The sequence below is a fragment of the Pseudomonas sp. genome (assembly GCF_030698175.1).
In the GTDB taxonomy this organism is placed as follows: domain Bacteria; phylum Pseudomonadota; class Gammaproteobacteria; order Pseudomonadales; family Pseudomonadaceae; genus Aquipseudomonas.
This window is the reverse complement of the sequence record NZ_JAUYNT010000025.1, coordinates 115,948-128,344: the sequence shown is the minus strand read 5'-3', so window position 1 is coordinate 128,344 and position 12,397 is coordinate 115,948. Positions and strand designations below refer to the sequence as shown.

Annotated in this window: 8 protein-coding genes; all 8 read right to left on the bottom strand. The window is 61.8% G+C overall.

All coding sequences use genetic code 11. The features are described 5' to 3' along the window. Positions 1 to 806: 806 nt before the first annotated feature. Positions 807 to 1,223, bottom strand: a complete 417-nt coding sequence (locus tag Q8R10_RS13430) for a group 1 truncated hemoglobin (RefSeq protein WP_305654335.1) — start codon at positions 1,221 to 1,223, stop codon at positions 807 to 809. Between the two features lie 2 nt (positions 1,224 to 1,225). Further along, positions 1,226 to 2,068: a DUF3034 family protein gene (locus tag Q8R10_RS13425; protein ID WP_305654334.1), complete on the bottom strand. Its 843-nt coding sequence runs from the start codon at positions 2,066 to 2,068 to the stop codon at positions 1,226 to 1,228. A 4-nt stretch (positions 2,069 to 2,072) separates the two neighbouring features. Further along, on the bottom strand, positions 2,073 to 4,418 hold the full coding sequence (locus Q8R10_RS13420; protein ID WP_305654333.1) for a bifunctional diguanylate cyclase/phosphodiesterase: 2,346 nt from the start codon (positions 4,416 to 4,418) through the stop codon (positions 2,073 to 2,075). Then, positions 4,402 to 5,094, bottom strand: coding sequence for a methylamine utilization protein (locus Q8R10_RS13415; RefSeq protein WP_371133335.1), 693 nt, complete (start codon positions 5,092 to 5,094; stop codon positions 4,402 to 4,404). The genes Q8R10_RS13420 and Q8R10_RS13415 overlap by 17 nt, the downstream gene beginning before the upstream one ends. Positions 5,095 to 5,325: 231 nt before the next feature. Further along, positions 5,326 to 6,819, bottom strand: coding sequence for a sodium/proline symporter PutP (gene putP / locus Q8R10_RS13410; RefSeq protein ID WP_305654332.1), 1,494 nt, complete (start codon positions 6,817 to 6,819; stop codon positions 5,326 to 5,328). Positions 6,820 to 7,120: 301 nt separating this feature from the next. Beyond that, positions 7,121 to 10,297: a bifunctional proline dehydrogenase/L-glutamate gamma-semialdehyde dehydrogenase PutA gene (gene putA / locus Q8R10_RS13405; protein WP_305654331.1), complete on the bottom strand. Its 3,177-nt coding sequence runs from the start codon at positions 10,295 to 10,297 to the stop codon at positions 7,121 to 7,123. A gap of 387 nt (positions 10,298 to 10,684) precedes the next feature. Next, positions 10,685 to 11,437, bottom strand: coding sequence for an AraC family transcriptional regulator (locus tag Q8R10_RS13400; RefSeq protein WP_305654330.1), 753 nt, complete (start codon positions 11,435 to 11,437; stop codon positions 10,685 to 10,687). A 234-nt stretch (positions 11,438 to 11,671) separates the two neighbouring features. Next, positions 11,672 to 12,346, bottom strand: coding sequence for a DUF3313 domain-containing protein (locus Q8R10_RS13395; RefSeq protein ID WP_305654329.1), 675 nt, complete (start codon positions 12,344 to 12,346; stop codon positions 11,672 to 11,674). Positions 12,347 to 12,397: the final 51 nt, after the last annotated feature.

The following is a 12,397-nucleotide window of genomic DNA, read 5'->3' as shown; positions in this document are numbered from 1 at the left end:
GTTACGTGTTGCACGCAGCTTTTTTTGTGGGCTTTAGCCCACCAAGGCTCTTACCCGGCGCTGGTGGACTAAAGCCCACCACAAAATCGACCTACAGGTTCAGCGCAAAAAAAAGGCTCTGTACCAGTTACCTGTTGGATGCCACACACTTCGTAGGAGGGGCTTTAGCCGCGACCAACGCACAGCCATCGCGGCTAAAGTCCCTCCTACAAAAGCTGTAGCCTGCGCAAGTCTCGTAGTCTCTGGTTTGTGACCCAGATGAAGGTGGGACAAAGAGCGGTTGTGGCCCTGCAGGATTGCCAGTGTGCTCGCGCTCGCTTCGCGGATGAATCCGCTCCTACACAAGCTCGGCACCCACAACAATTTCATCGGCCGGCTAACCCCGTAGGAGCGGATTTATCCGCGATTGGCCGGTGCAGGCAGCACAAGTATCAAGGCTAACCCCTCGAAAGGTCAGACCCTTTGCAGCAGGTAACTAGTGCCGCGCCAAAAAAAGGCTATGTACCAGTTGTGTGTTGAAGCGTGCGGGGCGGTTAGGCGATGCCTGGTACGCGGTAATTCGTAGGGTGGGTTAGCGGCGCGGACGGTGGTTGTTTGCATCACCGCGCAAGCCGGGCGCCGCGTAACCCACCATGCGGTTTGCCGGTCGAGCGCCATGGTGGGTTACGGCGCGGTCGGGTTTTGCGTTGTTGGCAGGCCATGGTTCGCGCAATCCCCATGGATGGGGTGAATGCCGCAAGCCCGCCGGGAGCGGGCGTGGCCTAACCCAGCCGATTGAACTCCACTCAGGGAATGTCACTGCACCCTCAACGCTCGATAATCTGCCCACGCATCGGCGCCAGGCGCGCCAGCAGGCGGTTCTGGGTCGGCACCGGCACGCCCTGGGCCTCCATGGCGGCAATCAGGTCTTCCAGCAGGGCATTGAAGTCGCTGCGGGTCAGGTGCAGGCCCTTGTGCACCTCCTCCATGCTGTCGCCACTGGGCTGGCAGGGGCCGCCGGTTTCGACGCAGAACTGCTGCACCAGCTTGTCACGCAACAGGGTGATATCGACGTTGGCAAAATGACCGACGATGCGCGGGTCCTTGGCGATATTCAGCAACATGCCTTCGACAATCCGCGTCAGCCCGGCCTGCTCGCCCAAGGCTTGATAGAGGCTGTCCGGGCGCTGCGGCGTTTGCGCGCAGGCGCTGAGCAACAGGCCGATCAACAGCCAGACACGCATGCTTAAAAACTCCCCTGTACGGATAAATACGGGCCATTCTGGTTGCTCTGTCCGGCGATATCGCCCAGCTGCGTCCAAGCCAGCACCAGCGCCAGATGCTTGCTGGGGAAGTAGCCGACAAACAGGTCGGACCAGTCATTCTCCTTGGCAAACGACAGGTTGTCCGGTTTCTGCCGGTACTCCACGCCCAGCATCCAGCGCGGGTTGAACAGCACCGCCAACGAGCCTTCCGCCAGCACTTCACGCCGATCGTTGGCATCGCCACCAAAGCCTAGCAAGCCCAGCTGATTGGCCCGGCTGTAACGCAGCCCGCCATTGACCATCAGGTTGTAGCCAAAGGCGCCGCCAAGCAACAATCGACTGGCTTGCACATAGCCCTCGGTGTCTGCGTCGCGGCGGGCGCCGACCAGTTCGAGGATCAGAAAGTTCTGTTGCTGCTTATGCTGCACACCGAGGGAAACCTGCGGCAGCTGGTCATACAACAGGTCGCCGAACAGCCGCAGCTTGAGCCCGAAAATATCCTGATTGAGGCTGCTATCAGGCAGGTTCAAGCTGCTGATATCCAGGCGCTGCCGGGCGAAAGACAGCTCCACACGATTGTCCCAGGCCAGCGCGGCGCCGCTTACATCCAGGTGATAATCCTGGCTGTTGACCCGAGTGGCAAAAGCTGTGGCGCCCCACTCTCCGGCTTCGCCATAACCGGCCAGCACTGCCCAGGGGGTAATCCCGCCACCGGCGGCACCTTCCAGGCTGCTGGCACCGCCGGTGGCCAGTAAGCGGCCGTTATCGGCCAGCGTCAGGGCCGGCAGGCCACAGAGTAAAATAGCCAGCAGTGCAGCTCGCATCGGCTTATGCCTCGCGCAACAACATCGGCTTGAGCGGTTGCTCCAGCCAGGCCGCAAAGGCTTGCGCCGGCAGTGGCCGGCTGATCAGATAACCTTGCGCGGTATCACAGCCCCAGCGCTCCAGCAGGCGCAGGCTGCGCTCGTATTCGACGCCCTCGGCCACCACCTTGAGGCCCAGGCTGTGGCTCATCTGAATGGTGGAGCGAACGATCACCGCGTCTTCGCTGGTTTCATCCAGATCGCGGATAAATGACTGATCGATCTTCAGCTCCTGCACCGGCATGCGCTTGAGCTGCGACAAGGACGAATAACCGGTGCCAAAATCATCCACCGACAGGCTGATGCCCAGAGCCCGCAGTTGCTGCAAGATCAGCAGCGCCTGCTCTGGGTTTTGCATCACCGCACTTTCGGTGATTTCAAAAATCAGTTGAGTGGCCGGTACCTGATACTGCGCCAGCAGGCGGCTGACTTTATCGGCCAGCTGCTGGTCATGCAGGTCATCCGCCGAGACATTCACCGACAGCTGCAGATAGAGGCCCGCAGTGGCCCACTCCCGCAGCTGGCGTAACGCCTCGCCCATCACCCAGGCCGTGAGCAGCTGGATACTGCCGGTACGCTCGGCCAAGGGAATGAACTCAGCCGGCGAGACCGTGCCGTAGGTGGGATGCTGCCAACGCAACAAGGCCTCGGCCTGCTCCACCCGGCCGCTGGTCAGGCTCAACTTGGGTTGGTAATGCAGTTGCAGCTCGGCATTCGCCGGCGCGCGGCGCAGGTCGCGAATCAGGTTGATCTGCCGCTGATGAGCATCATCGCGGCCCTGCTGATAGACCTGCAAATGCCCCGGCTGCTGGGCGGCATCGTGCATGGCAATGCCGGCGCGACGGACCAGCTCTTCGGCGGTTTCGGCGTCCAGCGGATAGGCGGCAATACCGATTCGGCAGTCCAGCTGCATCTCGACATTGACGATCCGCAGCGGTTGTACCAGCAGTTGCTGCAAGCGGTCGGCAATGGCTACCGCGCTGTCGCTGTCGGCCTGCTCCAGCAACAACAAAAACTCGTCAGCCAGCAGTCGCGCCAGGCTATCACCGGGGCGCAAACTGGCCTGCAGACGCTGGCTAAGTTGCTGCAATACCTGGTCACCGGTAGCCGAACCGTAGTTCTCGTTAACGCTGCGAAAATTGCCAATGCCCAGATACAGCAACGCCACCGGCCGGCCGGCGGCGATGGCGCTGCCGAGGCGCTCCAGCAACAGGGTGCGATTGGGCAACCCGGTGAGGCCGTCATGCAGGGCGTTGTGTGCCAGCTGGCGCTCGCGCTCGGCGATCCCGGCCTGCATCAGGGTGATCGCCTGGGCCAACACCCCCAGTTCATCGCGGCGCTGTAAGGCCGGTGGCGTCAGGTAATCACCACGGCCGACCCGTTCGGCCACCCGCGCCAGCTCACGCACCGGCTGCGACACGCTGCGCGCCAGCAGCAAGGCGCCGACCAAAGAGGCAAATAGGGCCGCGAGGGCGATCAGAAAAATGTTTCGGTCTAGGCTCGCAAAGGCGCCCATCGCCCGGTCCAGCGAACTGTGCAAAAACGCCTGTACTTGATAGTCCGCGGCCTGTGCCAAGGACAACTGCTCGGTCAGGTAATGCTGGCCGGCAAAATCCAGATCGCTCAGGTGCGCCGGCGTGGGCGAAGGGTTCAGCGCCAACATGTCGGCGCCCTGCTCGGCGTTCAGGGTGCTGACCAACGGCCCCTGGCGGCCCTGATCGAAGGCGACAAAGGACACCTCCAGATTGGTCAGTTCACGCAGCTCACGGGCGAATGCCTGATCCATGCGAAAACCCATCACCACCCGGGCAATCGGCAACGGCGCCAGCACGGGAGCCTCCACCAACAGATGAGCCTCACCGTTCAGGGCCACAATCAGCTTCGACTGCCCCAACTGCCGCGCCTGCAGCAACTGCTGGCTGTAACGGAACGGACTGCCGGCGGCGAAGCTGTCGACACTGGAAGCCAGCACCTGACCATCCAGGCCCAACAACAGCACTTCGCTGGCACTGATGCGCGCGCCATGGTTGGCCAGCACCGAGCGAATAGTGGCGGCGTCATTACTGGCCACCGCATCCTTGAAACCAAAATCCGCCGACAACACCTGCAAGGCATCGCGCAGCTGCCGCCCACGGTTATCCAGCAGCCGCTCAAAGACCCGCACACCCACCCCTAACTGGGCCACGGCCTGCTGTTTGACCGCCGCCGCGGTGGCCACCTGCACGGCAAAGTACAGCGCCCCGACCACCACCAACAGCAGCAGGATCAGCACCGTGGCAATGCGGGTTTGAAAGCTATGGCTGATCTTCATTGGCGGCCTTTTTGAACGCTTCAGAAAAGCCCGTCGGGGCGGCCGGTGTCACGCTGGCGGGGCCGGACGCGGCAGTCACGGCCAGCGGCAACTTGAGTTGCAGCCCAGCAGCTGGCACCTCGATATCGGCACTGCTTTGCGCCAATCCATCGGCCAGCTGCGGGTGCCACACCGTCACGCGGTAATGACCGGGCGGCAACTGCTTGAAGTCGAGCTGACCGGTGGCATCACTGACCGCAAACCAGGGGTCGTCTGTGACGTAGATATAACCGAGCATCCAGTCGTGGATATTGCAGCCGAGCACCACCAGCCCCGGCTTGTCGAACAGCACCGGCTCGGACGGCGTGCCCTTGTACAGGCGCAGTTCAAAACGCTTGGCCGGCGAGAAGGAATACACCTGATGACGAATGTCGTCGCGGTTCGGAAAACTCACCCGGGTGCCGCTGCGCACCGCCAGGACTCTGGGCAGAAATTGTTTCTGCACCTGATCCATCACCGCCGGCGCCGGGCTTATGGCCACCCCCAACGGCCCCTGCAAAGTAACCACCGCATCGGCCAGCGGCTGCCCCTGCAGGTCCTGCATCTGGATCTGTACCTCGACCGCCCAGGCCCCACGGCTGCACAGCAGCCCACAGACCAAAGCGATATTGCGCAGCAGCAACCAGCGTTCAGACATAGCAATTACCTGGCGGATGAAAATGACCGACGGTGGATGTGTGGCAAAGAGTCCCCACAGGCAGGTTAGTCGCCCCAGACCATAAGTTCACGCACGAAGCCAGCTCACCATAAGATCTTTTAGCCTGAGCCATGGCTGCTTCAGCGCAATATAAGGTCTTATTGCACGACACAAACAAAACGGGGCCGCCTTGCTTATAGCAAGACGACCCCGTGGTCAGCGGCCTAAGTTTTAGCTTTGCGCTTGCTGATATTCCAACTCAGCTTCGGCATAGCGCTTATGCATGGCGGCGGATGGGCCGGCGCCGATGCGGCTGAAGATCAGGATGCCGAGGCTAGCGAGAATAAAGCCCGGAATGATTTCGTACAGGCCGGTCCAGGCGAAGAAGTTCTTCCACAGAATCACCGTCAGCGCGCCGAGCAACATGCCGGCCAGGGCGCCGTTGCGGGTCATGTTCTTCCACAGCAGGGAGAAGATCACCACCGGACCGAAGGCCGCGCCGAAACCGGCCCAGGCGTAGGACACCAGACCGAGCACGCGGTTTTCCGGGTCGGACGCCAGCCAGATGGCGACCAAGGCCACCAACAACACCATGCCACGGCCGACCCAGACCAGTTCGAGCTGGCTGGCGTTCTTGCGCAGGAAGGACTTGTAGAAGTCTTCGGTCAGGGCGCTGGAGCAGACCAGCAACTGACAGCTCAGGGTGCTCATCACCGCCGCCAAAATGGCCGACAACAACACACCGGCGACCCAAGGGTTGAACAGGATCTTGGCCAGTTCGATAAACACCCGCTCCGGGTTTTCTGCCACGGCGCCACCGACTTCCGGGTGCGCGGCAAAGTAGGCGATGCCGAAGAAACCCGCCGCCACCGCGCCACCCAGACAAAGGATCATCCAGGTCATACCGATGCGCCGGGCTTTGGGGATCGACTTCACCGAGTCCACGGCCATAAAACGCGCCAGGATATGCGGCTGACCGAAGTAGCCCAGGCCCCAGGCCATCAGCGAGATTACCCCAACGAAGCTGGCGCCCTTGAGCATGTCGAAGTTGCTGGCATCCGCCGTCTCGATTGCCAGGAAGCTGGCATCCACGCCGCCGGTGGCCAGCATTACCACGATTGGTGTGAGGATCAGCGCGAAGATCATCAGGCTGGCCTGCACGGTGTCAGTCCAGCTGACGGCCAGAAAACCACCGACAAAGGTGTAGGCGATGGTTGCCGCCGCACCGGCCCACAAGGCGGTGCTGTAGGACAGGCCGAAGGTGCTTTCAAACAGCCGCGCACCCGCCACTACACCAGAGGCACAGTAGATGGTGAAGAACACTAAAATCACCAAGGCCGAGAAGATTCGCAGCACTTTGCTGTTGTCCTCAAAGCGGTTGGTGAAGTAGTCCGGCAAGGTCAGGGCATTGCCGTTGTGCTCGGTCTGCACCCGCAGGCGACCGGCGACAAACAGCCAGTTGAGGTAGGCGCCGACAATCAGGCCGATGGCGATCCAGCTTTCCGACAGGCCGGACAGGTACACCGCGCCCGGCAAGCCCATCAGCAGCCAGCCGCTCATGTCCGAGGCGCCAGCCGACAGCGCGGTGACGAAGCTGCCGAGACTGCGGCCGCCGAGAATGTAGTCAGACAGGTTTTTGGTGCGCATATAGGCAAACAAGCCAATCAGCACCATGGCTGAGATGTACACCACAAAGGTGATCAGCATGGGAGTACTAGCGGTCATCGGGCGATACCCTCTCGATTGTTTTTATGGTGCCGCAGCGGGTTACCCGCGGCATTTAATGCACCCGCTTGTCAGACTGTGTGAAAACTACTGCGCTCGGTTATGCGGTGTTAAAAACAGGCTCGGACTGCTCATTTACAACTCGTAAACTCCGCGTCCTCGCCTGTTTTTGCCTTGCCTAACCTTCGCTCGTTACGTTTTCACACAGCCTGTTATGACGGGCGTTTAGTCAAACGGTGCAGCTTTTTACCGGTATTACACATCTCGTAGGGTGGGCTTTAGCCCACCCTACGCGTCTCAATCAAGCATCGCCCAACGACAGCAGCGAGGCGTTGCCGCCCACCGCCGTGGTGTTGACCGAGGTGGTGCGTTCGTTAGCAAAGCGCAGCAGGTAGCTCGGGCCACCGGCTTTCGGGCCGGTGCCGGACAGGCCACAACCGCCGAAGGGTTGCACGCCGACCACCGCGCCGATCTGGTTACGGTTGATGTACAGGTTGCCGACCCGCGCCAGTTGCTCGATGCGCTGGGCGGTTTGCTCGTTGCGGCTGTGTACGCCCAAGGTCAGGCCATAGCCGGTGCCATTGATGGCGCCGACTACGGCATCCAGCTCGCTGGCGGCAAAGCGCACCAGGTGCAGGATCGGCCCGAAGTGCTCCTTCTCCAGCTCGCCGATGGCGCCGATCTCAAAGGCCACCGGGGCGACGAAGTAACCGTCCAGCCCGATCGGCAACTGGGTTTCGGCAATCAGCTTGCCGGCGCCCTTGAGCGTGGCGATATGCGCCTGCAGACCAGCCTTGGCCTCGGCGTCGATCACCGGACCTATGTCGTTTTCACGCAGGTTGGGCGGGCCGACTTTCAGCTCGGCCATGGCGCCCTTGAGCAGCTCGATGACTCGCTCGGCGATGTCGCTCTGCACATAGAGCACGCGCAGGGCCGAGCAACGCTGGCCGGCGCTGGTGAAGGCCGATTGCACGGCGTCCTTGACCACTTGTTCGGGCAGCGCGGTGGAGTCGACGATCATGGCGTTCTGGCCGCCGGTTTCGGCGATCAGCACGGCAATCGGGCCGGGCTTGTCGGCCAGCTGGCGATTGATGATCCGCGCGGTGTCGGTCGAACCGGTGAAGCACACCCCGGCCAGCCGGGCATCGCGGCAGAACACGCCACCCAGGGTGGCGCCGTCGCCGGGCAAAAAGGCGATCACCTCGGTCGGCAAACCGGCTTCGAACATCAGCTCCAGGGTGCGGGCGGCGATCAGGCTGGTTTGCTCGGCCGGTTTGGCCAACACGCAGTTACCGGCCAACAGCGCGGCGCTGATCTGCCCCAGATAAATCGCCAGCGGGAAGTTCCACGGGCTGACGCAGGCAAAGATCCCCCGGCCTTCATGGAACAACTCGTTGCGCTCGCCGGTCGGGCCTTGCAGCTCTTCACGGCCCAGACGCAAACGCGCCTGCTGGGCGTAGTAGCGGCAAAAATCCACCGCTTCGCGCACCTCATCGATACCGTCTTGCAGGGTCTTGCCGGCTTCCAGGGTGCAGAGCGCCATCAGCTCGGCTCGGTTGGTTTCGAGCAAGGCCGCCAGGCGTTCGAAGATCGCCGCACGCGCCTCCACCGGCGTGGCATTCCAACGCGGCCAAGCTGCCGCTAGGGCATCCAGGGCTTGGCTGGCATGGGCGGCGCTGGCAAATTGAGCGGTGCCGAGCACCTTGTCCAGCTGATACGGGCAGCGCACTTCCTGGTTGTAGCCACTGAGTTTCTGGCCGTTGATGACCGGCGCGGCATGCCACTGACGATTGAGGTGCGGCTGATAGGCGAGTTCGAGTGCCTGCCAGGCATTGGCAATATTCATGTTCAGACCTTGGGAGTTTTGCCGAGCCGGGCCAAACAGCGCCGGCGGCAGGGGGATTTTGTCATTGGCGAGGCTGGCGAACTTGCGCAGTTGCGTCACTGGGTGATCAATCAGGGACTCAACCGCGATGCTTGGGTCGACCAATTGATGCACGAAGGAGGAGTTGGCGCCGTTTTCCAGCAAGCGTCGCACCAGGTACGGCAGCAAATCCTTGTGGGCGCCGACCGGGGCATAGATGCGCACATTCTTGCCGTGTCGCTCCAGCACTGTGTCGTAGAGCGCATCGCCCATGCCGTGCAGGCGCTGGAACTCGAACTCGCGCGCCTCGCCCGACTCGGCCTTGGCCGCCTCGGCCAGCGCCAGAATGCAGCTGACGGTGTGGGCGTTGTGGCTGGCGAACTGCGGGTAAATCACCCCACGGCAGTGCTCACTCAACAGGTAACGGGCGCAGGCCAGGTACGAGGTGTCGGTGCCTTCCTTGCGAGTAAATACCGGGTAGCTGTCCAGCCCTTGCTGCTGCGAATACTTGATCTCGCTGTCCCAGTAGGCGCCCTTGACCAGGCGCAGCGGCATCTTGGCGCCGAGTTCCTTGCCCAGCAACGTCAGCCACACCAGCACCGGCAGGCAGCGCTTGGAATAGGCCTGCACCACCAGGCCGATCTCGCCCCAGCCGGCAATCGCCGGGTCGCGCAGCAGCTTCTCGTACAGCTCCAGCGACAGTTCGAGGCGGTCGGCCTCTTCGGCGTCCATGGCGATGCCAACGTTCAGGGCGCGGGCGCGGATGGCCAGCTCACGCACGTTGGCAAACAGCTCGGTGAGCACCCGCTCGCGCTGCGCCACTTCATAGCGTGGGTGCAGGGCCGAGAGCTTGATCGAAATCGACGGCTTCGGGCCTGGACCGACCTGTGGCTCGGCGCCGACGGTGTCGATGGCCTTGCGGTAATCGGCCATGTACTTCTCGGCGTCAGCGGCAGTTAAGGCCGCCTCACCGAGCATATCGAAGGAATAGCTGTAGCCCTGTTCGCGGCACGGCCGGCCGTTCTTCAGCGCCTCGGCGATATTGCGACCGAGCACGAACTGCTTGCCCATCAGCTTCATCGCCTGGTTCATCGCGGCGCGAATCACCGGCTCGCCGGAGCGTTTGATCAGTTTGCCGAGTACGTTCTTCGGCCGGCCATCGGCGGTTTGCGGGTCGACCACCTTGCCGGTCAGCACCAGGCCCCAGGCGGCGAAATTCACCAGCACGCTGTCGCTCTGGCCCAGGTGACGCTCCCACTCGGCGGCGCTGAGCTTGTCGCGAATCAGCGCATCGGCGGTGGCGGCGTCCGGCACCCGCAGCAAAGCCTCGGCCAGGCACATGAGCATCAGCCCTTCCTGGGTGTCGAGGCTGTACTGACGTAAGAGTGCGTCGAGGGTATCGACGGCATTGTCCCGGCTGCGCACATCTTCAATCAGCGTGCGGGCACTGCTGCGGATAGCGGCAATACCGGTGTCACCGGGGTCGGCGAGCTGTAACAGCTCGGTTAGATAAGCTGCCTCGTCGACGCTGTAATTAGCGCTGATGACGGGGAAGAACTCGGCGGCAGTCTTTGTGAGAACGTCGCCCTGCAAGACGTGGCTGGCTATAAACATCACGCCTTTCCTCTTATGGAGTCATTGTTGTTGGTCTAGCCCATGGCCACGACAACGCAAGAACTCTTGGTTCTATGCACGCGGCGTAGCGGGATGACGGACTTTAGTGACAGAGCCATGACCGCTTCTTGCGCAAAACTCTGGAGTTTTTGCCAAAAACTCTGATAGCGGGAACTTTCGCTAAACGCTTGTTTGAGGGCTGCCGTTGGCGCGCTGTAGGGTGGGTTAGGTGCGAACCAGGGTCACACCAACACCACCAAGCCCGACCGCGCCGTAACCCACCATGCGGTCTATCGGCAAACAGCAATGGTGGGTTACGCGGCGCTCGACTGGCGCGGCGCTGCAAACAATCACTGCCCGCGCCGCTAACCCACCCTACGATGCTGCCTACGAATGATTACGCAGCCGCTTGGGGGTTAGCCCCAGATAACGACGCAGCGCCGTGGTCAGGGCGCTCTGGCTGGAGAAGCCGCACTCTTCGGCGATGCGCACCAGTGGCAACGGGCTGTTTTGCAGCAGGCGGCTGGCGCGGTCGAGGCGGGCTTTGAGCAGGTATTGATGGGGGGTTAAGCCAACGCTGTCTTTGAACTGGGCGTGGAAGTGACTGGGGCTCAGGCAGGCGACATTGGCCAGTTCGGCCACGCTGATACGCCGCGCCAGGTGCTGGAGGATGTAAGCATCCAGTCGTTCAATATCCACAGCGCCGGTCAGGCTTCGGCTCTGCACGCCGAACAGGCGCAGGTGCAGGGCGCGCAGCAACACGCCACCGAGGGCGCGGGACAAATGCGGGTCACTGCCAAAGCGCGCCAGTTCGGCGCCGGCGTAACTCAGCAGGTGTTGAAAATCGGCGTCCAGCGCCGGATAGCGCGGGGTTTCGAACAGCTCGGCAAGCAGCGCCAGATCCGCCTCGGGCGTGTCTTGCTCGTTGAGGTCGAGGATCAGCATGCGATTGTCGCCGACCCCGGCGAACTGATGCTCAGCGTCCCCTGGCACCAAACAGGCGCGCATCCGGCAGACCTCGCCACCGCGACCGTTAACCTCAAACTCGGCCCGCCCGGCCAGCGACAGAATCAACTGGTGATAGTCGTGGGCGTGTTCATGGGCCTGATCGTCCAGACGCAGCAAGCGGGCATTGAGCATGACAAAGCAGCCAGGTGGGAAAGCGCAAAGCTTACGCCTGCGGCCGGCCAACCGGCAAAACCAGCGACCGATGGATGCCGCGCCGATCAATGACATTCAGTAGGTGCTCAACAGCCAAAGGCTCTGGCGACCTCGAATGGTATTGCGAATGGAGCTCGCCGCATCGTGCTGGTCTATTGCGGCAGACATTAAGACTGTCGCCAGCCGGCTGGCTGGCTGGCGACAGCTGCCGGCTTATTTAAGCAGCACGTTCATGTCGTCGGTAACCCCCTTGAGGGCCACTTTAAAGTCATTAACGGTAATCACCTGGCTGGCGTTTTTAAGCACTCCGCCGAACACCTTACGCACCACTTTCACCACCGGCTGGCCTGAACTGGCGTCAATAACGTCGGCCTCCAGATACAGCTCGGTATTTTGGTCACGCTGGCCCGTGGCGGCAGAAACGCCACCAATAACGGCGGCCACCGGCACTACCTCATACCACTTCATGCCCTCGTTCGAGGCGCTGACGCCGGTGATCGCCACACGCATGATCAAGCTGCGTGAACCGGCCGGAGCGGCTTTGAGATCCGGCACCACGAGGAATTTTTGCGCGAGAACATTTCTAGCGCCGAGGCTGGTGTAGCTCTGTAGCTCTTGCAGGGTTTTCAGGTCGACCCTATCGCTCGGCGCGGGCGCCGGGTACAGCTCCAGCTGCTTGAATACCACGGTGTTATACGCCCCCGGAGTAAAGCTCGGCGCCATCCAACGCAACACTTTCGCGCCGCTCGGCGTGGTGACTTCCTGCAAGCCGGCGTAGCTGGGCAAAAAGCCGGAATACTGGCTTTGCTCAGTCACCTTCGACACACAACCAGCCAATAACAGGCTGCTGAAAACCACACCAGCAAATACGTTACGAGTCATGTTCATCTACGTGTTACTCCATGGTGGAAAGATGCTGCTTGTTAAACAGTTTTAGCA